Source organism: Polaromonas sp. (assembly GCF_013817205.1).
Taxonomy (GTDB): Bacteria; Pseudomonadota; Gammaproteobacteria; order Burkholderiales; family Burkholderiaceae_C; genus Polaromonas.
In genome coordinates this window covers 1-24,472 of sequence record NZ_JACDDD010000059.1, presented here as the reverse complement: position 1 = coordinate 24,472, position 24,472 = coordinate 1, and the positions used below count along the sequence as shown (strand labels likewise).

22 protein-coding genes are annotated in these 24,472 nt (G+C 61.7%); all 22 read left to right on the top strand.

Annotation, left to right across the window (positions count from 1 at the left end; genetic code table 11):
* The first annotated feature begins 31 nt into the window (after positions 1-31).
* The gene (locus H0W47_RS13500) at positions 32-1,246 is read left to right on the top strand and encodes a deoxyguanosinetriphosphate triphosphohydrolase (RefSeq protein WP_296925257.1); all 1,215 of its coding nucleotides are present in this window, start codon (positions 32-34) and stop codon (positions 1,244-1,246) included.
* Positions 1,246-2,448 (top strand): CynX/NimT family MFS transporter, encoded by a 1,203-nt coding sequence (locus tag H0W47_RS13495; RefSeq protein WP_296925255.1) that lies wholly within the window; start codon positions 1,246-1,248, stop codon positions 2,446-2,448. The genes H0W47_RS13500 and H0W47_RS13495 overlap by 1 nt, the downstream gene beginning before the upstream one ends.
* Positions 2,449-2,637: 189 nt before the next feature.
* Positions 2,638-3,789, top strand: a complete 1,152-nt coding sequence (locus tag H0W47_RS13490; RefSeq protein WP_296925253.1) for an ABC transporter substrate-binding protein — start codon at positions 2,638-2,640, stop codon at positions 3,787-3,789.
* A 66-nt stretch (positions 3,790-3,855) separates the two neighbouring features.
* The gene (locus H0W47_RS13485; protein WP_296925250.1) at positions 3,856-4,554 is read left to right on the top strand and encodes a transposase; all 699 of its coding nucleotides are present in this window, start codon (positions 3,856-3,858) and stop codon (positions 4,552-4,554) included.
* Between the two features lie 214 nt (positions 4,555-4,768).
* Positions 4,769-9,559, top strand: coding sequence for a glutamate synthase-related protein (locus tag H0W47_RS13480; protein WP_296925248.1), 4,791 nt, complete (start codon positions 4,769-4,771; stop codon positions 9,557-9,559).
* Positions 9,560-9,582: 23 nt separating this feature from the next.
* Positions 9,583-11,061, top strand: coding sequence for a glutamate synthase subunit beta (locus H0W47_RS13475; RefSeq protein WP_296925246.1), 1,479 nt, complete (start codon positions 9,583-9,585; stop codon positions 11,059-11,061).
* A 413-nt stretch (positions 11,062-11,474) separates the two neighbouring features.
* Positions 11,475-12,323 carry an ABC transporter ATP-binding protein gene (locus tag H0W47_RS13470; protein WP_296925244.1) on the top strand — a complete coding sequence of 283 codons (849 nt, stop codon included), beginning with the start codon at positions 11,475-11,477 and terminating at the stop codon, positions 12,321-12,323.
* Complete coding sequence (gene mlaE / locus H0W47_RS13465; protein WP_296925242.1) at positions 12,320-13,108, top strand: lipid asymmetry maintenance ABC transporter permease subunit MlaE; 789 nt, start codon at positions 12,320-12,322, stop codon at positions 13,106-13,108. The genes H0W47_RS13470 and mlaE overlap by 4 nt, the downstream gene beginning before the upstream one ends.
* A gap of 98 nt (positions 13,109-13,206) precedes the next feature.
* On the top strand, positions 13,207-13,710 hold the full coding sequence (mlaD, locus tag H0W47_RS13460) for an outer membrane lipid asymmetry maintenance protein MlaD (protein ID WP_296925240.1): 504 nt from the start codon (positions 13,207-13,209) through the stop codon (positions 13,708-13,710).
* On the top strand, positions 13,707-14,456 hold the full coding sequence (locus tag H0W47_RS13455; protein WP_296925238.1) for a VacJ family lipoprotein: 750 nt from the start codon (positions 13,707-13,709) through the stop codon (positions 14,454-14,456). The genes mlaD and H0W47_RS13455 overlap by 4 nt, the downstream gene beginning before the upstream one ends.
* A 138-nt stretch (positions 14,457-14,594) precedes the next feature.
* A complete protein-coding gene (locus H0W47_RS13450) occupies positions 14,595-15,230 on the top strand; it encodes a phospholipid-binding protein MlaC (RefSeq protein ID WP_296925236.1) in 636 nt (211 codons plus the stop codon).
* Positions 15,231-15,247: 17 nt separating this feature from the next.
* Positions 15,248-15,517: a lipid asymmetry maintenance protein MlaB gene (locus tag H0W47_RS13445; protein ID WP_296925234.1), complete on the top strand. Its 270-nt coding sequence runs from the start codon at positions 15,248-15,250 to the stop codon at positions 15,515-15,517.
* 81 nt (positions 15,518-15,598) lie between these two features.
* Positions 15,599-16,528, top strand: coding sequence for an ABC transporter ATP-binding protein (locus H0W47_RS13440; protein WP_296925232.1), 930 nt, complete (start codon positions 15,599-15,601; stop codon positions 16,526-16,528).
* A 142-nt stretch (positions 16,529-16,670) separates the two neighbouring features.
* Positions 16,671-17,426 (top strand): ABC transporter permease, encoded by a 756-nt coding sequence (locus H0W47_RS13435; RefSeq protein WP_296925230.1) that lies wholly within the window; start codon positions 16,671-16,673, stop codon positions 17,424-17,426.
* A 23-nt stretch (positions 17,427-17,449) separates the two neighbouring features.
* On the top strand, positions 17,450-17,695 hold the full coding sequence (locus H0W47_RS13430) for a BolA family protein (protein ID WP_296925228.1): 246 nt from the start codon (positions 17,450-17,452) through the stop codon (positions 17,693-17,695).
* Between the two features lie 4 nt (positions 17,696-17,699).
* Positions 17,700-18,986 (top strand): UDP-N-acetylglucosamine 1-carboxyvinyltransferase, encoded by a 1,287-nt coding sequence (murA, locus tag H0W47_RS13425; RefSeq protein WP_296925226.1) that lies wholly within the window; start codon positions 17,700-17,702, stop codon positions 18,984-18,986.
* Positions 18,987-19,014: 28 nt separating this feature from the next.
* Entirely contained in the window at positions 19,015-19,662 is a 648-nt protein-coding gene (gene hisG, locus H0W47_RS13420; protein ID WP_296925224.1) for an ATP phosphoribosyltransferase, read from the top strand.
* 7 nt (positions 19,663-19,669) lie between these two features.
* Positions 19,670-21,040 carry a histidinol dehydrogenase gene (hisD, locus tag H0W47_RS13415; RefSeq protein WP_296925222.1) on the top strand — a complete coding sequence of 457 codons (1,371 nt, stop codon included), beginning with the start codon at positions 19,670-19,672 and terminating at the stop codon, positions 21,038-21,040.
* Positions 21,037-22,140, top strand: coding sequence for a histidinol-phosphate transaminase (gene hisC / locus H0W47_RS13410; RefSeq protein ID WP_296925220.1), 1,104 nt, complete (start codon positions 21,037-21,039; stop codon positions 22,138-22,140). Before hisD ends, hisC begins: the two co-directional genes overlap by 4 nt.
* On the top strand, positions 22,137-22,748 hold the full coding sequence (hisB, locus tag H0W47_RS13405) for an imidazoleglycerol-phosphate dehydratase HisB (RefSeq protein WP_296925218.1): 612 nt from the start codon (positions 22,137-22,139) through the stop codon (positions 22,746-22,748). The genes hisC and hisB overlap by 4 nt, the downstream gene beginning before the upstream one ends.
* Positions 22,749-22,840: 92 nt before the next feature.
* Positions 22,841-23,530, top strand: a complete 690-nt coding sequence (hisH, locus tag H0W47_RS13400; RefSeq protein WP_296925216.1) for an imidazole glycerol phosphate synthase subunit HisH — start codon at positions 22,841-22,843, stop codon at positions 23,528-23,530.
* Between the two features lie 80 nt (positions 23,531-23,610).
* Complete coding sequence (gene hisA / locus H0W47_RS13395) at positions 23,611-24,351, top strand: 1-(5-phosphoribosyl)-5-[(5-phosphoribosylamino)methylideneamino]imidazole-4-carboxamide isomerase (RefSeq protein ID WP_296925214.1); 741 nt, start codon at positions 23,611-23,613, stop codon at positions 24,349-24,351.
* Positions 24,352-24,472 lie beyond the last annotated feature (121 nt).

Genomic DNA, 24,472 nt, shown 5'->3' with positions numbered 1-24,472 from the left:
GGGGGCTGAAGACCAATTTGATGCATAAATCATGAACCAGCTGGCCCCTTACGCCTCTGATGCGGCCGGTTCCCGCGGTCGCCGCCATCCTGAACCGGCTGCGCCCACGCGCTCAGCCTTCCAGCGCGACCGTGACCGCATCGTGCATTCCACGGCTTTTCGCCGGCTGGTCTACAAAACCCAGGTGTTCCTGAACCACGAGGGTGACTTGTTTCGTACCCGGTTGACGCATTCGCTGGAAGTCGCCCAACTGGGGCGCTCCATCGCGCGCACCTTGCGCCTCAACGAAGACCTGGTCGAAGCGATTGCACTGGCGCATGACCTGGGCCATACGCCATTCGGCCATGCCGGACAGGATGCACTGAACACGTGCCTGAAAGGCCATGACCCCGACAGCGCTGGTTTTGAGCACAATCTGCAAAGCCTGCGCGTGGTGGACGGGCTGGAAGAGCGTTATCCTGACTACAACGGGCTGAACCTGTCGTTCGAAACCCGTGAAGGCATCCTCAAGCACTGCTCGCGTCGCAACGCCAGGCGCATCGAGGCGCGCGAACCCGGCGGCGTGGCATCTCGCTTTCTGGCGGCGGCCGAGGGACAGCCGGTGCAGCAGCCGGGCCTGGAAGCCCAGCTCGCCAACCTGGCCGACGAAATTGCCTATAACGCGCATGACATCGACGACGGCGTGCGCTCCGGCTTGCTGAGCCTGGACCAGCTGGACCAGGTGGAACTGTTCGCGCAGTACAGCCGCGAAACGCTGCAGCAATATCCCGGGCTTCAGGGGCGCCGACTCCTTTTCGAAACCATACGCCGCATGCTCAGCGCCCAGGTCTACGACGTGATGGACGCCACCCGTGCATCGCTGGTAGCTGCCGGTGTAGACAGCGTGCACGCGGTGCGGTCAAGCCCGGCCCTGGTGCGCTTCAGCCCGGATATGGCCGCGAAGTCCTCATCCCTCAAGCGCTTCCTGCTGCAAAACCTGTATCGCCATCCGCAGGTGGTGGAGACCACACAAACCGCGCAGCAGGTGGTGCGCGAGCTGTTTGCCGCTTATATGACGGACCCGGCCGAAATGCCGCAGGCCCACACCGAGCGTTTCGACCAGCGTGAAGGCCGCCTGCTGGCGAGCGGCGCGCCTGCGAAGCCCGAGCGCGTGGTGGCCGACTACATTGCCGGCATGACCGACCGTTTTGCCGGCCGGGAACATGAACGCCTGATCGGTCGCCAGGCCTTTCCCGTCAGAAGCTGATGCGACCCGCCGCTTGTGTGATTGCCGCCGGGGTGGTCGCGGCGCTGCATGTCGTCAAGTTGCCGCCAGCGCTGCCGGTGTTGCAGCAGGTCATGGGTGTGTCGCTGCTGCAGGCCGGCTTCCTGCTGTCGCTCGTACAGCTCGCGGGCATGGTGCTGGGCCTGCCGGCAGGCTTGCTGATCCAGCGCTGGGGCCCACGGCGCAGCATGCTGAGCGGCCTGCTATTGCTGGCAGTGGCCAGCGCCATGGGGGGCGCTGCGCAAACCACGACCGGTTTGCTCTGGTCTCGCGCGCTGGAGGGTCTGGGTTTTCTGTGTGTGGTGCTGCCTGCCCCCGGTCTTCTGCGTGTCCTGGTGACGCCCAATCACCTGAGTCGGGTGCTCGGCGGCTGGGGCGCCTACATGCCGATCGGTGCCGCGCTGGCCCTGCTGGCGGGTCCTGCGGTGATGGCACCGGCCGATGCGCAGTGGGGTTGGCGATGGTGGTGGTGGTGTCTGTCAGCAGCGGCCGCGCTGAGCGCACTGCTGATATTTGTGCGGGTGCCGGCCGACATGCCAGCATGTGGTGGGGGTTCGGCGGACCCGCAAGGGGCTGCGACAGCTTCTTCCTGGCGCCGTCTTCTCAAACTCACCCTGCGCTCACCCGGTGCCTGGGCGGTGGCCTTGAGTTTTGCCATGTACTCGGGCCAGTGGATGGCCGTGGTCGGCTTTCTTCCCTCGATTTACGTCCAAGCTGGGGTCGCCGCCGCCGCCACCGCCTGGCTCACGGCGCTGGCTGCCGGCGTCAACATCATTGGCAACCTGGCCGCAGGCCGACTGTTGCACCGAGGCATGGCGCCGGTCGTTTTGCTGGTAGCTGGATTTGTGGCCATGTCGCTAGGCACGCTGGTTGCTTTCGGTGTGGAGGGCAACCCGCGCCTGCAATACCTCGCCGTCCTCATCTTTTCCATGTTTGGCGGCCTGATTCCCGGAACGCTGTTCAGTCTTGCGGTCCAGCTGGCGCCCGGTCCGCAAGCGGTACCGACTACCGTCGGCTGGGTGCAGCAGTGGTCTGCGCTGGGACAGTTCTTCGGTCCACCGCTGGTGGCAGGGGTGGCGGCCCATGCCGGCCACTGGCAATGGACCTGGATGGTGACCTGGTCCTGTTCCATCGCCGGGCTGCTGTTGGCCTGGCGTATCCGGCGGCTGCTCAGACGTTCCTGATACCCGCTATGGGCTGACGGTTTGCTGCGGGGGCTGCATAGCCTTATGATGTGTTGGCATCCGGCGAGGCTCTTTTCAAAGGGCGAAACAGGTAACCTTCTGTGATTGTTCATTTGCTTACATAAACTGGTTTGTCGTGGGATGCGGCATCCATCTTGCGTAAGTGGCGGTAACTTACAAAGGGGTTGTATGAAAATCCATCGTCGCGCACTTTTAGCGAGCGCCCTGTCGGCGGGCGCAGTGGTCTGGAGTCCCGCCATCTGGCCCCAAGCGGCCCGGGGCGCCCGCAAAATTGTGATTGGGCAATCGGTGCCACTGACGGGGGCGGCAGACCAGATCGGCCTGGCCTACCTCAACGGTGCCAAGCTCTATTTTGATGAGATCAATGCCAAAAATGGTGCAGCCGGTTACAAAATCGAGGTTAAAGCGCTCGACGACGGCTATAACCCCGCCAAGGCTGCGGCGAATGCCAAACAGTTGATTGACGAGGATGTGGATGCCTTGTTTGGCTTCGTTGGCACTGCCAGTTGCGATGCAGCGTTTGCTGTAGCCAAACCTGGCAACACGCTGTTTTTTGCACCGTTTGCGGCATCGGACAGCCTGCGAGAAGCGTCCTTGAGCAATGCGTTTCATATTCGTCCGGCGCTGGCCGATGAAGCCTACAAAATGGTGCGCCATTGCGCGACCTTGAATCAGAACCGTATCGCCGTGTTTGCCGAGGACGATGCCATGGGCCGCGCGGGGCTGGCCGCCGTCAATCAGGCGCTGATTGACCTGAAACTGCCGCCGCTGGTTGCCAGCGCTATCTCACCCGTCAACAGCGACAAGGTCGATGTCGCTGTGGCCGCCCTGTCCAAGGCCAAACCCCAAGCCATTATTCAGGTTAGTTTGTTCAATACCTCGGCCGCCTTCATTCGGGCCATGCGCAAAACCGGCTTTGCAGGACAGTTTCTGAACTTTTCCGTGGTCGGCATCGATCCGCTGTTCACGGCGCTCGGCAAGGAAATCGGCGGCGTGGTTATCTCCCAGGTGGTGCCGTCACCGCGCAGCGTCGGTACACCCATCATCAAGGAGTACCTGGACGTCCTCAACCGGACTGACCAGAACCCGAGTTATGAAAGTGTGGAGGGCTATATTGCCGCCCGCACCTTTGCCGAGGGCGTGCGGCGCAGTGCCACTGGATCTGGAAAGCCCGACAGGGCGGGACTCCAAAAGGCCTTCGAGTCAATTACCGATTACGACGTAGGCAGCTTTCGCGTTAATCTGCGGGCCAAAAAATACGAATCTGTGCGCCTGATCGATCTGGTCACCATCACACCCGACGGCAAGGTGGTGCGTTAGGTCTGGCCCCGGTAGCGGAGTGACAGATCCGATTTATGATGCGCTGCCCCACAGTGCATCCTCACCATGGCCCGTCTCCCCCGTCTCAGTCTTCCGGGTTACCCACAGCACATCATCCAGCGCGGTAACAACCGACAATCCATAGCTGCCTGCACGGCAGACTATCAGACCTTGCTGGCCCTGATCGACGAAAGCGCCAGGAAATTCTCCGTGGCGATTCATGCCTACGTGTTGATGGACAACCAATTCCATCTACTGGTAACGCCAGAAACGGCTGAGGGCGTGCCGCAGTTGATGCAAGCGACGGGTCGGCGTTATGTCCGTTACTTCAACGACAGCCAGGGCAGAAGCGGCACGCTTTGGGAAGGGCGCTACCGGTCCACCGTTATCCAAGCGGAGCGCTACCTGCTGGCCTGCATGGCATATTTGGACCTCAATCCGGTGCACCATGGCTTGGTGCCCCAGGCGCGTGACTATCCCTGGTCCAGCCATGGCCACTACGCTGGCTTGCGGGTCGACAGGCTGGTCACGCCGCATCCCCGGTATTGGTCGCTGGGGAATACCCCTTTTTCGCGCGAAGCCGCCTACGAACAAATAGTGAAGGACGGCGTGCCGCCTGATCAGCAACTTGCGCTCACACAATCTGCGCTCAGTGGCTGGGCTCTGGGCGATGCCGCATTTGTTGCTGATTTGCAGACGCGGACACAGCGCCGGGTCAGCAAAGTCGCCGCCGGCCGGCCGCCGAGGAAGCCACCCGCATCTTGAGTTTCAGTCTATTTGTCCGACTTAATATGTCCCTAATTAAAAGTTCATCATCAGGGTGAATAGAAAATTGGGATCTGACCCCTTTTAATTGGCTTGGCATTGTTGTTGCACTGCACTATGCTCTGTTTCCCCGCGACATATCAAGAACCCAGGAAGACAGGCTAGGCGCGCATTGTTGCCGCCGTGCTGTCGTCCTATTGACCAGGAGTGCGCCATGACCACGGCTGCTGAAATCAGGCATTTTCAAGACAACGGTCTTTACACGCCGGCTAACGAGCACGATGCCTGTGGTGTCGGTTTTGTGGCACATATCAAGGGCCAAAAGAGCCACGCAATTGTCCTGCAGGGGCTGAAAATTCTTGAAAACCTGGATCACCGGGGTGCGGTCGGTGCAGACAAGTTGATGGGCGACGGTGCGGGCATCCTGATCCAACTGCCCGATGCGCTGTACCGCGAAGAGATGACCAAACAAGGTGTCATGCTGCCACCGCCCGGTGAGTACGGCGTGGGCATGGTGTTTTTGCCGAAAGAGCATGCGTCCCGCCTGGCCTGCGAGCAGGCGCTGGAGCGTGCGGTGCGTCTGGAGGGCCAGGTGCTGCTGGGCTGGCGCGACGTACCGGTCAACCGCGACATGCCGATGTCGCCCACGGTGCGCAAGAAAGAACCCATCCTGCGCCAAATATTCATCGGACGCGGCAATGACGTCATCGTCCAGGATGCGCTGGAACGCAAGCTCTACGTGATCCGCAAAACTGCCAGCGCAGCCATCCAGCGCTTAAAGCTCACGCACAGCAAGGAATATTACGTTCCCAGCATGTCCAGCCGCACTGTGGTCTACAAGGGACTGCTGCTGGCTGACCAGGTCGGCACCTATTACATGGACCTGACTGACCCGCGCTGCGTGTCGGCTCTGGCCCTGGTGCACCAGCGCTTTTCGACCAACACTTTCCCTGAGTGGCCGCTGGCCCATCCTTACCGCTATGTCGCCCACAACGGCGAGATCAACACCGTCAAGGGCAACTACAACTGGATGAAAGCGCGCGAAGGCGTGATGTCCTCCCCGGTGCTGGGCGCCGATCTGCAAAAGCTCTACCCGATCAGTTTTGCCGACCAGTCCGACACCGCGACCTTCGACAACTGCCTCGAGTTGCTGACCATGGCTGGTTACCCGATCAGCCAGGCCGTGATGATGATGATTCCCGAGCCCTGGGAGCAGCACACCACCATGGACGAGCGCCGCAAGGCCTTCTATGAATACCATGCCGCGATGCTCGAGCCGTGGGACGGCCCGGCTTCCATCGTGTTCACCGACGGTCGCCAGATCGGTGCCACGCTGGATCGCAACGGCCTGCGCCCATCTCGTTATTGCGTGACGGATGACGATCTGGTCATCATGGCCTCGGAGTCGGGTGTGTTGCCGATTCCCGAAAACAAGATCGTGCGCAAGTGGCGCCTGCAGCCCGGCAAGATGTTCCTGATCGACCTGGAACAGGGCCGCATGGTCGATGACGAAGAGATCAAGGCCACGTTGGCGCACACCAAGCCCTACAAGCAGTGGATTGAAAACCTGCGCATCCGCCTTGATGATGTGCAGGCCACCAACGTTCCTGCACCCACGGACGGAACGAAAATGGGCAGTGACGAAGCCAGCGCCACCTCGGCATCGAGCTCCGGCCTGACCGAGTCGCACTCGCTGCTGGACCGCCAGCAGGCCTTTGGCTACACCCAGGAAGACATCAAGTTTCTGATGTCGCCCATGGCCGTCAATGGCGAAGAGGGCACGGGCTCCATGGGCAACGACAGCCCGCTGGCCGTGTTGTCCAACAAGAACAAGCCGCTTTACAACTACTTCAAGCAGCTGTTCGCCCAGGTCACCAACCCGCCGATCGACCCGATCCGAGAAGCCATCGTGATGTCGCTGGTGTCTTTCATCGGGCCCAAGCCCAACCTGCTGGACATCAACCAGGTGAACCCGCCGATGCGGCTGGAGGTCAGCCAGCCAGTGCTCAATGTGGCGGACATGCGCAAGCTGCGAGACATCGAGACCTCCACCCAGGGCAAGTTCCGCAGCTACACGCTGGACATCACCTACCCGCTGAGCTGGGGCCGCGAAGGCGTGGAAGCCAAACTGGCTTCCTTGTGCGCGGAAGCAGTTGATGCGATCAAAAGCGGCAAGAACATCCTGATCATCAGCGACCGCGGCATCAGCCCGGTGCAGGTGGCCATCCCCGCGCTGCTGGCGCTGTCGGCCGTGCACCAGCACCTCGTCAAGGAAGGCCTGCGCACCACCGCCGGCCTTGTGGTGGAGACCGGCTCGGCCCGCGAGGTGCATCACTTTGCCGTGCTTGCTGGTTATGGCGCTGAAGCGGTTCATCCCTACCTGGCGATGGAAACCCTGGCGGAGCTGTCGAAGGAGCTGCCGGGCGAGCTGAGCACTGACAAGGCGATCTACAACTACGTCAAGGCCATCGGCAAGGGCCTGTCCAAGATCATGTCCAAGATGGGCGTGTCAACGTACATGAGCTACTGCGGCGCGCAACTGTTCGAGGCCATCGGCCTGAATCGCGTGACCATCGAGAAATTTTTCACCGGCACTGCGAGCCAGGTCGAAGGCATGGGCGTGTTCGAGATCGCCGAAGAAGCGCTGCGCATGCACAAGGCCGCCTTCGGCAACGATCCGGTGCTCACCAACATGCTGGATGCCGGCGGTGAATACGCCTGGCGGGTGCGTGGTGAAGACCACATGTGGACGCCTGATGCGATTGCCAAGCTGCAGCATTCCACGCGGTCGAACAACTGGAACACCTACAAGGAATATGCCCAGCTGATCAACGAGCAAAATCGTCGCCACATGACCCTGCGCGGCCTGTTCGAGTTCCGCATTGATCCCGCCAAAGCCATCCCGATTGACGAGGTTGAACCGGCCAAAGAGATCGTCAAGCGTTTTGCGACCGGTGCGATGTCGCTGGGTTCCATCAGTACCGAGGCGCACGCCACGCTGGCTGTGGCCATGAACCGCATTGGCGGCAAGAGCAACACCGGCGAGGGCGGCGAAGACCCGAGGCGTTACCGGCAGGAGCTCAAGGGCATCCCGATCAAGCAGGGCGAAAGCCTGAAAAGCGTGATCGGCGAAGGTGCGGTTGAGGTCGACCTGCCACTGCAGGACGGCGACTCGTTGCGTTCGCGCATAAAGCAGGTAGCCTCCGGCCGGTTCGGGGTGACAGCCGAGTACCTGGTGTCAGCCGACCAGATCCAGATCAAGATGGCGCAGGGCGCCAAGCCCGGCGAGGGCGGCCAGCTGCCCGGCGGCAAGGTCAGCGAGTACATCGGCCAGTTGCGCTACTCGGTGCCTGGCGTGGGGCTGATCTCTCCGCCGCCGCACCATGACATCTATTCCATCGAAGATCTGGCGCAGTTGATCCACGACCTGAAAAACGTGAACCCGCGCGCCAGCATCAGCGTCAAGCTGGTCAGCGAAGTCGGCGTCGGCACGATTGCCGCTGGTGTTGCGAAGGCCAAGTCCGACCACGTGGTGATCGCCGGCCACGACGGCGGCACCGGTGCGTCGCCCTGGTCTTCCATCAAACATGCGGGCTCGCCATGGGAAATCGGTCTCGCTGAAACCCAGCAAACCCTGGTGCTCAACCGCCTGCGCGGCCGTATCCGGGTGCAGGCCGACGGGCAGATGAAAACTGGCCGTGACGTTGTGATCGGCGCGCTGCTGGGCGCAGACGAATTCGGCTTCGCGACCGCGCCGCTGGTGGTTGAAGGTTGCATCATGATGCGCAAATGCCATCTCAACACCTGTCCGGTGGGCGTGGCCACGCAGGATCCGGTGCTGCGCCAGAAATTCAGCGGCAAGCCCGAACATGTCGTCAACTACTTCTTCTTTGTCGCCGAAGAGGCGCGCCAGCTGATGGCGCAACTGGGCATACGTACCTTCGACGAACTGATCGGCCGCGTCGACCTGCTCGACACGCAGAAAGGCATTGAACACTGGAAGGCTGGCGGACTGGATTTCTCGCGCCTGTTCTACCAGCCCAATGTACCAGCCGATGTGCCGCGCCTGCATGTGATGGAGCAGGACCACGCGCTGGAAAAAGCGCTCGATGTTCGCCTGATCGAAAAGTCGAAAGCAGCACTGGAAAAGGGCGAAAAAGTCCAGTTCATCGAAGTGGCCCGCAACGTCAACCGCACCGTCGGTGCCATGCTGTCGGGCGAGCTGACGCGGCGCCACCCCGAGGGGCTACCGGACGATACGCTGCGTATCCAGCTCGAGGGAACTGGCGGCCAGTCCTTTGGCGCCTTCCTGGCCAAGGGCATCACCATGTACCTGATTGGCGATGCGAACGACTACACCGGCAAGGGCCTGTCGGGTGGCCGCATTGTGGTGCGCCCGAGCATTGACTTCCGGGGCGACGCGGTCAAGAACACCATCGTCGGCAACACCGTGCTTTATGGCGCGACCACTGGCGAGGCCTTCTTCAGCGGCGTGGCCGGTGAACGTTTTGCGGTACGTCTGTCGGGTGCCACGGCGGTCGTCGAGGGAACCGGCGACCACGGCTGCGAATACATGACCGGTGGCACGGTCGCGGTGCTGGGCAAAACCGGGCGCAACTTTGCGGCCGGCATGAGCGGCGGCGTGGCTTATGTGTACGACGAGGACGGCCAGTTTGCCAAGCGCTGCAACACCGCCATGGTGTCGCTGGAAAAAGTCCAGCCCGCTGCCCAGCAGGAAGCCGGTGGTGAGCAGGGCCTCTGGCACGGCGGCCTGACCGATGAAGCCCAGCTGCGCAAGCTGCTGGAAGACCACAACCGCTGGACCGGCAGCAAGCGCGCCCGTGAACTGCTGGACAACTGGGCCGAGGCCAGAGGCAAGTTCATCAAGGTGTTCCCGCTGGAATACAAACGCGCGCTGGGCGAAATGGCGGCCAAAAAAGCCGCCGCTGTGCCCGCCAAACCTGCTGGCAAGCCGGCGGCCAAAGCCGCAAAGACCGCAGCCTGAACAAGAAGTATCTGGAGTAGCACATGGGAAAAGTCACCGGTTTCATGGAATACGAACGCATCGAGGAGGGCTACAAGCCGGTTCCCGAGCGCCTGAAAAACTACAAGGAGTTCGTGATTGGCCTGGACGATGCGCAGGCCAACAAGCAGGCCGCACGCTGCATGGACTGCGGCACGCCGTTCTGCAACAGCGGTTGCCCGGTCAACAATATCATTCCGGACTTCAACGACATGGTGTTCCGCGCCGACTGGAAAAGCGCCATCGACACCTTGCACAGCACCAACAACTTCCCGGAGTTCACCGGCCGTATCTGCCCGGCGCCCTGCGAGGCCGCCTGCACGCTCAATGTGAATGACGACGCGGTGGGCATCAAGTCCATCGAACACGCCATCATCGACCGCGCCTGGGCCGAAGGCTGGGTCACACCGCAGCCTCCGCAGCACAAAACCGGCAAAAAGGTGGCAGTTGTCGGTTCCGGCCCGGCCGGCATGGCGGCGGCCCAGCAGCTCGCGCGCGTCGGCCATGACGTGACCCTGTTCGAGAAGAACGACCGCGTCGGCGGACTGCTGCGTTATGGCATCCCCGATTTCAAGATGGAAAAAGTTCACATCGACAGGCGCGTGGCGCAGATGCAGGCCGAAGGCGTGACCTTCCGCACCGGCGTGATGGTGGGCAAGGCCCAGGACCCGCTGGGCAAGGACTCGAAAGTCACCAACTGGGCCAAGGAAACCATAACCCCCGAGCAGTTGCAAAAAGACTTTGATGCCGTGCTGCTGACCGGCGGCGCCGAGCAGTCGCGCGATCTACCGGTCCCGGGACGCGACCTGACCGGCGTGCATTTCGCGATGGAGTTTTTGCCGCAGCAAAACAAGGTCAATGCCGGCGACAAGCTCAAGGACCAGTTGCGTGCCGACGGCAAACATGTGATCGTCATCGGCGGTGGCGACACCGGCTCTGACTGCGTGGGCACCAGCAACCGCCATGGCGCGGCCAGCGTCACCCAGTTTGAACTGATGCCCCAGCCGCCTGAAGAGGAAAACCGCCCCATGACCTGGCCTTACTGGCCGATCAAGCTGCGCACCTCGTCCTCGCACGAAGAAGGTTGCGAGAGGGAATTTGCCATTTCGACCAAGGAGCTGATGGGCGAGGGCGGCAAGGTCACGGGCCTGAAGACCGTGCGTGTCGAATGGAAAGACGGGAAGATGCAGGAAGTGGCTGGTTCGGAGCAGACGCTCAAGGCCGACCTGGTGCTGCTGGCCATGGGTTTTGTGGCGCCCGTGTCGGCTGTGCTGGATGCTTTTGGTGTGGAGAAGGACACGCGCGGCAATGCCAAAGCCAGCACCGACTTTACCGGCGGTTATGCGACCAACGTGCCCAAGGTGTTTGCGGCCGGCGATATCCGCCGCGGGCAAAGCCTTGTGGTGTGGGCGATTCGCGAGGGCCGCCAGGCCGCGCGTTCGGTCGATGAGTTTCTCATGGGGTATAGCGACCTTCCGCGCTGAAACAGACAGCCCCGCAAATCGCCCGGTGGGGCGGATTGACGATCGCGCAGGCTGCCGCCGGCGCGGAGGGAAGGCCGTCAGGCCGCGCGCTCTGTTGATGAATTCCTGATGGGCTACAGCGACCTGCCGCGCTAGCGCCGTTCACGCCGGCTCCAGCTGCTGTTTGCTATTAAAACAATAGCTGCTAACGCCCGTCCGTCAAGGGCTGGAGGGCTTTTTTCCTTGAAATCTTGGGGGTGTGACGGGGTTTCATGTTGAAATCGCCCCGTATGCGACGCCGGCAACCTCATGTTAATGAGGCTGGTCCCCAGGGGATATAGAGCGCCCTACCGCTGCTCCCTCAGGGCAAACCCTTTATCATCGGAGCATCGCAATTGAGGCTGGCGTCTGTGCCGGCCCGTTTTCCTTCTTCCATGTCCGACAGCGCACCACCCGCCCTGCTTGAATTCAGGCACGTCACCTTCGCCTACCCCGGCGCCAAGGGTGATCGAGTGATTCTGGGCGACGTGACCCTGTCCGTGCCACGCGGCAAGGTCACCGCGCTCATGGGCGCCTCGGGCGGCGGGAAAACGACGGTATTGCGCCTGATCGGCGGTCAGCAAAAGGCCAACCAAGGCGAAGTGCTGTTTGACGGCCGCGACATTGGCCAGCTCGGCCAGACCGAGCTTTACGCCGCGCGCCGTCGCATGGGCATGTTGTTCCAGTTCGGCGCGCTGTTCACCGATCTCAGTGTGTTTGACAACGTGGCTTTCCCGCTGCGTGAACACACCTCACTCACGGAAGAGCTGATCCGCGATATCGTGCTCATGAAGCTCAACGCAGTCGGCCTGCGCGGTGCGCGCGACCTCATGCCCAGCGAAATCTCTGGCGGCATGGCCAGACGGGTGGCGCTGGCGCGTGCCATCGTGCTGGACCCCGAACTCATCATGTACGACGAGCCCTTTGCCGGTCTGGATCCGATCTCGCTGGGCACAGCTGCGCAGCTGATACGCCAGCTCAACGACACGCTGGGCATCACCAGCATCGTGGTGTCGCATGACCTGGAGGAAACCTTCCGCATCGCCGACAAGGTCATCATTCTGGCCAATGGGGGTATTGCTGCCCAAGGCACACCGGACGAGGTGCGTCATTCCACAGATCCGCTGGTGCACCAGTTCGTCAACGCGCTGGCGGAAGGGCCGGTGCAGTTTCACTACCCCGGCCCGAATGAGGCTGAAGATTTTGGTGGGGTATCTGCCACCAGCCGGGGCGGGCGCCCATGAGCCGGCTGGGCGCCATGGTGGCAGACCTCGGCTTTGCCACGCGCAGCAAGCTGCATGAGCTTGGTTACGGCGCGCGCATGATGGCGCGCCTGCTCGCCCTGACCGGTCCGGTATTCCGCCGCTTTGGCCTGATCCGCGACCAGATTTTTTTCCTTGGCAACTACTCGCTGGCCATCATCACGGTATCGGGGCTGTTTGTCGGCTTCGTGCTCGGACTGCAGAGTTATTACGCGCTGCAGCGTTATGGCTCGTCGGAAGCGCTGGGTCTGCTGGTGGCTTTGAGCCTGGTTCGTGAACTCGGGCCGGTGGTGACTGCGTTGTTGTTTGCCGGCCGCGCCGGTACCGCCCTGACTGCGGAAATAGGCCTGATGAAAGCCGGTGAACAGCTGTCGGCGATGGAAATGATGGCGGTGGACCCGGTGCGCCGGATTCTGGCCCCACGCTTTTGGGGTGGCGTGATCGCCATGCCGCTGCTGGCGGCGGTCTTCAGTGCCGTGGGCATCCTGGGCGGTTGGGTCGTCGGCGTGTTGATGATAGGTGTGGATGCCGGCGCCTTCTGGAGCCAGATGCAGTCGGGTGTCGATGTTTGGCGCGATGTTGGCAACGGTATTGTAAAAAGTTTTGTATTTGGCGTGACGGTGACCTTTATTGCGCTGTTTCAGGGGTTTGAGGCCCAGGCGACCCCCGAAGGGGTGGCGCGGGCCACCACCCGGACAGTGGTGCTGGCCTCGCTGGCGGTGCTCGGGCTGGACTTCGTTCTGACCGCACTGATGTTCAGTGTGTGACTTCTATCACCCTGTAAAACCCTTCGACCAATGCGAAAATACCATTTATCCACATGGCCCCGCACCGCGTTGCGGGCCATGCTCCTCAAGGAATCCTGATGCAACGCTCCAGAAATGACGTTTGGGTCGGCCTGTTTGTGCTGGCCGGTGCGGCGGCAATCCTGTTTCTCGCGCTCAAATCTGCCAACTTGCTGACCCTGAGCTTTGACAAATCGTATCCGGTTGTGGCTAAGTTCGACAACATTGGTGGTTTAAAACCACGCGCTGCCGTCAAAAGTGCGGGCGTCATAGTGGGCCGCGTCGAAAACATTACATTTGATGACAAATCCTATCAGGCCAGTGTTAATCTGGCCATGGAAAGCCGGTACGTGTTCCCCAAGGACAGCTCACTGAAGATACTCACCAGTGGTTTGCTGGGGGAGCAGTACATTGGCATTGAGGCGGGCGCTGACGAGAAAAACCTCGCCGCAGGCGACGTGGTCAAACAGACCCAGTCGGCCGTGGTGCTGGAGAACCTGATCAGCCAGTTTCTGTACAGTAAAGCGGCGGACAGCAATTCAACGACAACTGCGGCGCCGGCAGGGACCAACGAAAAGAAATGAAAACACGAAAAATGATGAAATTCGCCAGCCTCGGGGCCGCCTTGTTGGCTCTTGCATTGCTACAGGGATGCGCCGCGGGACCCAATCCACGCGACCCGTTTGAGCCCTTCAACCGCAGCGTGAGCCGCTTCAACGAAGGCCTGGATGAGGCCATCGTCAAGCCAGTGGCTCAGGTATATCAGGGGGTTGTGCCTTCTCCCGTGCGCACCGGCGTCCATAATTTCTTTGGCAATCTCTCGGATGTATGGTCCTTTGTCAATAACGTGCTGCAGGCCAAGCCGGCCGCCGCCGTCGACAGCCTGATGCGCGTGGGTGTGAATACGGTGCTTGGTATGGGCGGCTTGCTGGACTGGGCCACGGAGATGGGCATCGAGCGGCATCGCGAGGACTTCGGCAAGACGCTGGGCCGCTGGGGTGTCGATGCGGGCCCCTACCTGGTACTGCCTGTTCTCGGATCCTCGACCGTTCGCGACACTGCCGCGCTGGTGGTGGACACCAAGGGCGATCTGTTGAGCCATGTGAATGATGTGCCTCTGCGCAATTCGCTGTATGTACTGCGTGCGGTGGACCTGCGTGCCAGCGTGCTGCGCGCCGGTGACGTACTGGACCAAGCCGCGCTGGACAAATACAGCTTCACGCGAGACTCCTACCTGCAACGGCGCGGCGTTGTCATTGAGGCGACCAGCGAAACCGAAGAACGGTATGACCTGCCTGAAAAAGCGCCTTCGCCGTCGCCAGCCAGGTAAAGCAGCTTTACACCTTGATTGCCCGAACTTTACCGGCGCGATGAACCAATGCATAAAACATGCTGTCCAATAAATGCTGGCTGGCCTTGCAAACACCCCGCAATTCCACCTGCGTTTGTTCCACACTGAAAGAGAACCATGAACCGTCGAATATTTAGCCATGTTGTTGGTGTCTCCCTGTCGCTGTCGCTGCTTGCGGGCTTTGGTTCCGTTCGTGCCGCCGACGAAGCGCCTGACGCCCTGATCAAGCGCACATCCACCGAGGTGCTTGACGCCATCAAGGCAGACAAGGCGATCCAGTCGGGTGATGTCAGTAAAGTCACGGCGCTGGTGGACAGCAAGGTCATGCCGCACGTCAACTTCACACGCATGACTGCAGCGGCTGTCGGGCGGAACTGGCGCCAGGCCACGCCGGAGCAACAAAAACGCCTGCAGGATGAGTTCAAAATCCTTCTGGTGCGCACCTACTCAGGTGCATTGATTCAGGTCAAGGACCAGACCGTCAGCGTCAAGCCACTGCGTGCTGCACCGTCCGACACCGAGGTGCAAGTCCGTACCGAGGTCCTGGGCCGTGGTGACCCTGTCCAGTTGGACTACCGGATGGAAAAAACAGCGACTGGCTGGAAGATTTATGACCTGAACGTTTTGGGGATCTGGCTGGTGGAGACCTACCGCACCCAATTTGCGCAGGAAATCTCCGCCAAGGGCGTGGACGGCCTGATCGCAGCGCTGGCCCAGCGCAACCAGTCCAATGTCACTGCCAAAAAGTCCTGAACCAGACCGCACCTGCCGTGTTCCTGCTTCCCGAACGTCTGACGCACGACCTGGCCGCGCCCTCGGTCGAGGCCCTCGGTGTGATGCTGGCTGGTGAGACCGGTCCCGAGGTCGTTGCAGATGCCAGCGCGCTACGGGAGTTTGACTCCTCGGCGTTGGCGGTTTTGCTCGCTTGCCGCCGACAGGTGTTGGCCGCCGGCAAGCGGTTCTCAGTGTTGGCCCTGCCGGATCGCCTGCGGCAGCTGGCCGGTTTGTATGGTGTGCAGGACCTGCTTCCAGCCGCCTGAGGAGCCTGTTCTGTCGGCCAATGCCCTTTTCCGGGCAGCGCGCCGGTGAAGCTGCAGCTTGCACCTTAAAATAGCTGGTTCATGCCAGCTATCTCCTTCCAGTCCGTCTCCAAAAACTACCCCAGCACGCAAAGCCGCTCCAGCCCTGGCGTCAGGGCGCTGGACGAAGTCAGCTTCGACATCCAGCCCGGAGAATTTTTCGGCCTGCTCGGGCCCAATGGCGCAGGTAAAACCTCGTTAATCAGCATTCTGGCGGGCCTGTCCCAGGCCACCAGCGGCACGGTGACGGTGCACGGCAGCAATGTGGTGAGCGACTACGCCGCCGCGCGCCGCAAACTTGGCGTGGTGCCGCAGGAGCTGGTGTTCGACCCTTTTTTCTCGGTACGCGAGGCACTGCGCATCCAGTCCGGCTATTTCGGTGTGAAGAACAATGACGGCTGGATCGACGAACTGCTGGCCAGCCTGGGTCTCGCAGACAAAGCCAACGCCAACATGCGGCAGCTGTCAGGCGGCATGAAGCGCCGAATGCTGGTAGCACAGGCGTTGGTGCACAAGCCGCAGGTCATCGTGCTCGATGAACCAACCGCTGGGGTCGACGTGGAGTTGCGGCAGACCCTGTGGCAATTTATTGCCAAGCTCAACAAACAGGGCAGTACGGTGCTGCTCACGACCCACTACCTGGAAGAGGCCGAAGCCCTGTGCAGCCGCATTGCCATGCTGAAGCAGGGCCGCGTGGTGGCGCTCGCCTCCACATCGGAACTGCTCAAAACCGCTTCATCAAATGTGCTGCGGTTCAAGCTGGATAGCGAGCTGCCGAAAGCCATTGCCGACAAGGCGCGTATCACGGGCCGTATCGTGCAACTGCCTGCGCACAATGCCAACGAGATCGAACACTACCTGAGCGCCATCCGCGAAGCCGGACTGGTGGCCGAGGACGTCGAGATCCGCAAGGCTGACCTCGAAGATGTTTTCCTAGAGGTCATGGCCGAAAAAATCGGAGTAGCTGTATGAGCAGCGCAGTACGCAATACGATGTGCGAGCCGAAGCCGTCTTCACCAGCCGGGGTCGCGGATCTGGCTTTGCCAGTCCGCAGGCGCAGCGCCCCCCCGGGGGGCAGCGAAGTACGCGCAGCGACGAGCGTGGGGGCACTATCTTGACCGGCTGGCAAACCCTGTTCTACAAGGAAGTGCTGCGCTTCTGGAAGGTCGGCTTCCAGACTGTCGGTGCGCCCATCCTCACGGCGGTCATGTACATGCTGATCTTCGGCCATGTGCTGCAGGACCAAGTCAAGGTCTATGGGACGGTCAGCTACACCGCCTTCCTGGTACCCGGCTTGGTGATGATGAGTGTGCTGCAGAACGCCTTTGCCAACAGCTCGTCCTCGCTGATCCAGAGCAAAATCATGGGCAGCCTGGTGTTTGTGCTGCTCACGCCGCTGTCGCACTGGGCCTGGTTTTGGGCCTATGTGGGCTCGTCCATCGTGCGCGGGCTGGCCGTGGGCCTGGGCGTATTTGCCGTCACGGTTTATTTTGGCCGCCCGGGTTTTGTAGCGCCACTGTGGATTGTCGTGTTTGCCCTGCTGGGTGCCGGTCTGCTCGGCGCGCTGGGCCTGATTGCCGGCCTGTGGTCGGAGAAGTTCGACCAGATGGCGGCTTTCCAGAACTTCGTCATCATGCCCATGACCTTTTTGAGCGGCGTGTTTTACTCCATCCATTCGCTGCCGCCGTTCTGGCAGACCGTCAGCCACCTGAACCCGTTTTTCTACATGATCGACGGTTTCCGCTACGGTTTTTTTGGCGTCAGTGACGTGTCGCCCTGGCTGAGCCTGGCCATCGTCGGTACGGCCTGGCTGGGGGTCAGCGGCATCGCCGTGAACCTGCTGCGAATCGGCTACAAGATAAGACACTGAGCGAACCTGCGAACACATACATCATGACCAGCGAAGAACTTCAAAGCATCATTGCCGCGGGCCTGCCTTGCGAACACATTGAGCTGACCGGCGACGGCCGGCACTGGTATGCGACCATTGTTTCCGCCGACTTCGAAGGCAAGCGGCTGATCCAGCGCCACCAGCGGGTGTATGCCACCCTGGGTGGGCGCATGCAGACCGATGAGGTGCATGCGCTGTCGATGAAAACCTATACGCCCGCCGAATGGGCCAACCACCCCGCAGAATAAACACATGGACAAACTACTGATCAAGGGCGGCAAGCCGCTGGCCGGCACTGTCGATATCTCTGGCGCTAAAAACGCCGCTCTGCCTGAGCTGTGCGCAGCACTGCTCACCGCAGAGCCGGTGACGCTGGAAAACGTGCCGCGCCTGCAGGACGTGGCGACCATGCTCAAGCTGATTCGCAACATGGGCGTGACGGCCGAGCAGAGCGCTGACATGCCGGGGCAAGTCCGCATCAATGCCGGCGGCCTGAGTTCGCCGGAAGCACCCTACGAGCTGGTCAAGACCATGCGCGCATCGGTGCTGGCACTGGGCCCGCTGCTGGCACGTTTCGGTGAGGCCACGGTTTCGCTGCCCGGCGGCTGCGCCATTGGCTCGCGGCCAGTGGACCAGCACATCAAGGGCATGCAGGCCATGGGCGCTGACATCGCGGTTGAACACGGTTACATGATTGCCAAGATCCCGGCTGGACCCAACGGCCAGCGCGGGCGCCTCAAGGGCTGCAGCATCACCACTGACATGGTGACAGTCACCGGCACCGAGAATTTCTTGATGGCCGCCAGCTTGGCGGAAGGCGAAACTATCCTCGAAAACGCCGCTCAGGAGCCGGAGATCGCCGACCTGGCCGAGATGCTGATCAAGATGGGCGCAAAGATTGAAGGCCACGGCAGCAACCGCATCCGCATCGAGGGTGTGGAGCGTCTGCACGGCTGTACACACCAGGTGGTGGCTGACCGCATCGAGACCGGAACCTTTCTGTGCGCCGTGGCTGCCACAGGCGGTAATGTGGTGCTGCGCCACGGCCGCGCCGACCATCTAGAAGCCGTGATCGACAAGCTGCGCGACGCTGGAGCGGTTATCACCGCTGGCGACGGGTTCATTCTTGTGCAGGCGACGGGGCGCATGCAGGCCCAGTCCTTCCGCACCACCGAGTACCCGGGTTTCCCGACTGACATGCAGGCCCAGTTCATGGCGCTCAACGCCATCGCCGAAGGCCCGAGCAAGGTCACCGAGACGATTTTCGAAAACCGCTTCATGCACGTCAACGAGATGGTGCGCCTGGGCGCGAATATCCAGATTGATGGCAAGTTTGCAATCATCGAAGGGGTGGAAAAACTCTCGGGCGCCACGGTCATGGCGACCGACTTGCGTGCGTCCGCCAGCCTGGTCATCGCCGGCCTCGTAGCCGAGGGTGAAACCTTGATTGAGCGCATTTACCACCTGGACCGCGGTTACGACCAGATGGAAGCCAAGTTGCGCGGCATTGGGGCCGATATCGAACGGATCAAATCATGATCACGTTCGTCAATCAGGAGTCGCCATCGTGATCACGCTTGCTCTGTCCAAGGGCCGCATCTTCGACGAGACCCTGCCCCTGCTCAAGGCTGCCGGCATCGAGGTGCTGGAAGACCCGGAAAAATCGCGCAAGCTCATCATCGGCACCAACCGGCCCGATGTGCGGGTGGTGCTGGTGCGTGCGACTGATGTCCCGACCTACGTGCAGTACGGCGGCGCCGATATCGGCGTGACCGGCAAGGACACCCTGATCGAACACGGCGGACAGGGCCTGTACCAGCCGCTGGATCTGCAGATCGCCAAGTGCCGTATGAGCGTCGCCGTGCGCGACGGCTTTGATTACGAAGCCGCGGTCAAGCAGGGCTCACGCCTGAAAGTGGCGACCAAATTCGTCAGCATTGCGCGCGATTTTTTCGCCACCAAAGGCGTACACGTGGACCTGATCAAGCTTTACGGCAGCATGGAACTGGCGCCGCTGACCGGCCTGGCCGACGCGATTGTTGATCTGGTCAGCAGCGGCAACACGCTCAAAGCCAACCAGTTGGTGGAGGTCGAGCGCATCATGGACATCAGCTCGCACCTGGTGGTCAATCAGGTCGCGCTCAAGCTCAAGCAGGCGCCGCTCCGCGACATCATCGACGCTTTCGGTGCTGCCATCGCCCAGCCCGCAAAGTAAAAGCGCTATGAATTTTGTAGCTATCCCCGCCCGTCTTTCAACGGCTGACGGCACTTTTGAGGCTGAATTCACGGCGCGCCTGCACTGGTCAGCCGACACCGATGCCGCCATCGAGCAGCGGGTGGCCGACATCGTGGCTGACGTGCAACAACGCGGCGATGCCGCGGTGCTGGACTACACCGCACGGTTTGATGGCCTGTCGGCCGCGTCAATGGCCGGGCTGGAGCTGACGCAGGCAGATTTCAAGGCCGCGTTTGATGCCATTCCCGCCGCCCAGCGCGAGGCCCTGCAGGCCGCCGCAGCGCGGGTGCGCAGCTACCACGAGGCGCAGAAGAAGGCTTCCGGCGAAAGCTGGAGTTACCGCGATGGGGACGGCACCTTGCTGGGCCAGAAGGTCACGCCGCTGGACCGCGTGGGTATTTACGTGCCCGGCGGCAAGGCGGCCTACCCCTCCAGCTTGCTGATGAACGCCATTCCCGCGCATGTGGCCGGGGTGCAGGAGATCATCATGGTGGTGCCGACACCGGTGCTTGGCAGTGTGGCCACCGGCGGCTCGGGCGAACAGGCGGCATCGAGCAATGGCGAGCGCAATGAGCTGGTACTGGCCGCCGCATATGTAGCCGGCGTCACACGCGCCTTCACCATTGGCGGAGCGCAGGCAGTGGCCGCGCTAGCCTACGGCACACAAACCGTCCCCAAGGTCGACAAGATCACCGGCCCGGGCAACGCTTATGTGGCCAGCGCTAAAAAACGCGTGTTTGGTACGGTGGGCATCGACATGATTGCCGGCCCCAGTGAAATCCTGGTGTTGGCCGACGGCACAACGCCGGCCGATTGGGTGGCCATGGATTTGTTCAGCCAGGCCGAGCATGACGAACTGGCGCAAAGCATTCTGCTGTGCCCGGATGCGGCGTATATCGATGCAGTGCAGGAAGCCATTGATCGCCTGCTGCCCAGCATGCCGCGCGCCGAAATCATCGCCAAGTCCCTCACCGGCCGCGGCGCGCTGATCCACACCCGTAGCATGGAAGAGGCCTGCGCCATCAGCAACCGGATTGCGCCCGAACATCTGGAAGTCTCCAGCCGTGACCCGCACAAGTGGGAACCCTTGCTCAAACATGCCGGAGCAATTTTCCTCGGCGCTTACACCAGTGAATCGCTGGGCGACTACTGCGCCGGCCCCAACCATGTGCTGCCCACCAGCGGCACGGCGCGTTTTTCCAGCCCGTTGGGGGTGTACGACTTTCAGAAACGCAGCAGCATCATCGAGGTCAGCGAAGCCGGTGCGCAGACGCTGGGCAAGATTGCTGCCGAACTGGCATATGGCGAGGGCCTGCAGGCGCACGCCCAGGCCGCAGAAATGAGAATGAAAAAATGAGCACAGGCGAACGTGATTTCAAAAAACTGATCCGGCAGGACGTGCAGTCCATGCACGCGTATGCGATTCAGGATTCCATGGGGATGGTAAAGCTGGACGCGATGGAAAATCCGCACCGCTTGCCCGCCGCCTTGCAGGCCCATCTCGGACAGCGACTCGGCGCTGTAGCTTTGAACCGTTACCCGGACGGGCGTGTCAATGAGCTGCGCCATGCGCTGGCCGATTACGCGCAGATGCCGGAAGGCTTCGACATCATGCTGGGCAACGGCTCGGACGAGCTGATCTCGCTGCTGGCCATGGCTTGTGATGTGTCGGGCGAAGCAGCAGGCAGCGGCCGACCAGCCGCTGCGATCCTGGCGCCGCTGCCCGGTTTTGTGATGTACGGCATGAGCGCGCAGCTGCAGGGCCTGAAGTTCATCGGTGTACCCCTGACGCCCGACTTCGAGCTCGACGAGGCCGCCATGCTGGCCGCGATTGCCGAGCACCGGCCGTCCATCATCTACATCGCTTACCCCAACAACCCGACTGCCAATCTGTGGGACGACGCGGTGATCGACAAGGTCATCGCCGCCGCGCCCGGCCTGGTGGTGATGGACGAGGCCTACCAGCCCTTCGCCAGCAAAAGTTACATTGACCGCATTGCCCGTCACGGCCATGTGCTGCTGATGCGAACCATGAGCAAGTTCGGCCTGGCTGGTGTGCGCCTGGGTTACATGATGGGCCCGAAGGCGCTGATCGCCGAAGTGGACAAGGTGCGCCCGCCCTACAACATCAGTGTGCTCAACTACGAGTGCGCGCTGTTTGCGCTGGAACACGCCGAGGTGTTCGCCGCCCAGGCCGAGGACATCCGCGCCCAGCGGACGGTGCTGGTGAATGCCCTGCAGGCCCTGCCCGAGGTCAAAACCTGGAAAAGCGACGCCAACATGGTGCTGGTGCGGGTGCCTGATGCCGCCAAAACCTTTGAAGGCATGCGGTCGCGCGGCGTGCTGGTCAAAAACGTTTCTAAAATGCACGCATTGCTTGGCGATTGTTTGCGTCTGACCGTCGGCACCGCCGACGAGAACGCGCTGATGCTGGCAGCCCTCAAAGAATCACTATGACCACCCCCACCGCCCTGGCCCCGAGAACGGCCGAGATCTCGCGCAACACCGCCGAGACCCAGATCACCGTCAAGCTCAACCTCGACGGCAGCGGCAAAGCCAGCTTGTCCACCGGCATCGGGTTTTTCGACCACATGCTGGACCAGATCGCCCGGCACGGCCTGATTGATCTGGACATCCAGGCCAAAGGTGACCTGCACATCGACGGCCACCACACCGTGGAAGACGTGGGCATCACCTTCGGCCAGGCGGTGGCGCAGGCCGTCGGCGACAAAAAAGGCCTGCGCCGCTACGGCCACGCCTATGTGCCGCTGGACGAGGCGCTGTCGCGCGTGGTCATCGATTTTTCGGGCCGGCCCGGCCTGGAGATGCATGTGCCTTTCAAGAGCGGCATGATCGGCGCATTCGACAGCCAGCTGGCCTACGAGTTTTTCCAGGGGTTTGCCAACCACGCCTTTGTCACCCTGCACATTGACAATCTCAAGGGCGACAATGCGCACCACCAGGCCGAGACTGTGTTCAAGGCTTTTGCGCGCGCGCTGCGCATGGCGCTGGAGATTGATCCGCGCTCGGCCGGCGTGATTCCCTCGACCAAGGGCTCGCTGTAGGGCAAAGCATGATTTTGAGCATTGTTTTGGCCTCCAGTCCGCATCCACTCTGCGTATGCAGCTATTAATTTCGTAGCATTTCCCGGTTCTTGATGGCACAACCCAACACAGTCGCGGTCGTCGATTACGGCATGGGCAACCTGCGCTCGGTGTCACAGGCGGTCCAGCATGTGGCGCAGGGCAGCGGCGTCGAGGTCATCGTCACCTCGCGTGCCGAAGATGTCATGAATGCGGCGCGGGTGGTGTTGCCAGGGCAGGGCGCGATTGCCGACTGCATGCGCGAGCTGGCCGGCTCCGGCATGCTGGAGGCCGTGCTGCACGCTGCGGCTCACAAGCCGCTATTTGGCGTTTGTGTCGGCATGCAGATGCTGCTGACCCACAGCCAGGAAGGCCAGCCCGGCGACGGCGGCGCCGGCACCCCCGGCTTGAACCTGATCCCCGGCGAGGTGCTCAAATTCGATCTGGCCGGCCGCACCCAGCCCGACGGCAGTCGTTTCAAGGTGCCGCAAATGGGCTGGAACCAGGTTTACCAGGCGGCTGCCGACGGTGCTGCGCCCCACCCGGTGTGGGAGGGCGTGCCCGACGGCGCCTACTTCTATTTCGTCCACAGTTTTTACGCGAAGCCGTCGGATGCGCGCCACATTGCGGGTTTTGCCGACTATGGCGCGCGCTTTACGGCCGCGCTGGCACGCGATAATATTTTCGCCACCCAATTCCACCCCGAAAAAAGCGCAGACCACGGCCTGGCCTTGTACCGCAACTTCCTGCACTGGAACCCCTGACGTCCCCAAGCCTGCCGGCGTGCGCTTTCCTTGCCCATCGTTTTCCCATCCCATCCCACCCACCGCCAGCTTCACTGCCCATGCTACTCATCCCCGCGATTGACTTGAAAGACGGCCATTGTGTTCGCCTCAAACAGGGCGACATGGACCAGTCCACCATCTTCAGCGAAGACCCGGCGGCCATGGCGCGCAGCTGGGTCGACAAGGGCGCGCGCCGCCTGCACCTGGTGGACCTCAATGGCGCTTTTGCCGGCAAGCCGAAAAACGAGGCCGCGATCCGCAAGATCCTGGCCGAAGTCGGCAGCGAGATCGACGTGCAGTTGGGTGGCGGCATCCGCGACCTCGACACGATTGAGCGTTACCTCGACTCCGGCCTGCGCTACGTCATCATCGGCACGGCCGCGGTGAAAAACCCCGGCTTTTTGCAGGATGCCTGCACCGCTTTCGGCGGTCACATCATCGTCGGCCTCGACGCCAAGGACGGCAAGGTCGCCACCGATGGCTGGAGCAAGATGACCGGCCACGAGGTGGTTGACCTGGGCAAGAAATTCCAGGACTACGGCGTCGAATCCATCATCTACACCGACATCGGCCGCGACGGCATGCTCACCGGCATCAACATCGAGGCTACCGTCAAGCTGGCCCAAGCGCTGACCATTCCCGTGATCGCCTCGGGTGGGCTGTCGAACATGGCCGACATCGAAGCGCTGTGTGCGGTCGAAGACGAGGGCGTTGAGGGTGTGATTTGCGGCCGCTCGATCTACAGCGGCGATCTGGACTTTGCCGCGGCGCAGGCCCGCGCTGACGAGTTAAACGGCTAGGGAATCTCTGCAAAACTCAGCCAACCGGTGAGTTCTGAGAAGCGTTATATGTCGATGAAACAAATCAGCCTTGCTGCCAGCGGATACGAGCTTGTCACCAAGAGGACGCGCAAGCGCGTGT

Bases quoted from the DNA above. Each gene is read 5' to 3' on its own strand.
- hisC (WP_296925220.1), top strand. From the start codon at position 21,037: ATGAGCACAGGCGAACGTGATTTCAAAAAACTGATCCGGCAGGACGTG.
- mlaE (WP_296925242.1), top strand. From the start codon at position 12,320: ATGAGCCGGCTGGGCGCCATGGTGGCAGACCTCGGCTTTGCCACGCGC.
- H0W47_RS13485 (WP_296925250.1), top strand. From the start codon at position 3,856: ATGGCCCGTCTCCCCCGTCTCAGTCTTCCGGGTTACCCACAGCACATC.
- mlaD (WP_296925240.1), top strand. From the start codon at position 13,207: ATGCAACGCTCCAGAAATGACGTTTGGGTCGGCCTGTTTGTGCTGGCC.
- H0W47_RS13490 (WP_296925253.1), top strand. From the start codon at position 2,638: ATGAAAATCCATCGTCGCGCACTTTTAGCGAGCGCCCTGTCGGCGGGC.
- H0W47_RS13500 (WP_296925257.1), top strand. From the start codon at position 32: ATGAACCAGCTGGCCCCTTACGCCTCTGATGCGGCCGGTTCCCGCGGT.
- H0W47_RS13440 (WP_296925232.1), top strand. From the start codon at position 15,599: ATGCCAGCTATCTCCTTCCAGTCCGTCTCCAAAAACTACCCCAGCACG.
- H0W47_RS13455 (WP_296925238.1), top strand. From the start codon at position 13,707: ATGAAAACACGAAAAATGATGAAATTCGCCAGCCTCGGGGCCGCCTTG.
- H0W47_RS13475 (WP_296925246.1), top strand. From the start codon at position 9,583: ATGGGAAAAGTCACCGGTTTCATGGAATACGAACGCATCGAGGAGGGC.
- H0W47_RS13480 (WP_296925248.1), top strand. From the start codon at position 4,769: ATGACCACGGCTGCTGAAATCAGGCATTTTCAAGACAACGGTCTTTAC.
- H0W47_RS13470 (WP_296925244.1), top strand. From the start codon at position 11,475: ATGTCCGACAGCGCACCACCCGCCCTGCTTGAATTCAGGCACGTCACC.
- hisD (WP_296925222.1), top strand. From the start codon at position 19,670: ATGAATTTTGTAGCTATCCCCGCCCGTCTTTCAACGGCTGACGGCACT.
- hisA (WP_296925214.1), top strand. From the start codon at position 23,611: ATGCTACTCATCCCCGCGATTGACTTGAAAGACGGCCATTGTGTTCGC.
- H0W47_RS13495 (WP_296925255.1), top strand. From the start codon at position 1,246: ATGCGACCCGCCGCTTGTGTGATTGCCGCCGGGGTGGTCGCGGCGCTG.
- hisH (WP_296925216.1), top strand. From the start codon at position 22,841: ATGGCACAACCCAACACAGTCGCGGTCGTCGATTACGGCATGGGCAAC.
- H0W47_RS13450 (WP_296925236.1), top strand. From the start codon at position 14,595: ATGAACCGTCGAATATTTAGCCATGTTGTTGGTGTCTCCCTGTCGCTG.
- murA (WP_296925226.1), top strand. From the start codon at position 17,700: ATGGACAAACTACTGATCAAGGGCGGCAAGCCGCTGGCCGGCACTGTC.
- hisB (WP_296925218.1), top strand. From the start codon at position 22,137: ATGACCACCCCCACCGCCCTGGCCCCGAGAACGGCCGAGATCTCGCGC.
- H0W47_RS13430 (WP_296925228.1), top strand. From the start codon at position 17,450: ATGACCAGCGAAGAACTTCAAAGCATCATTGCCGCGGGCCTGCCTTGC.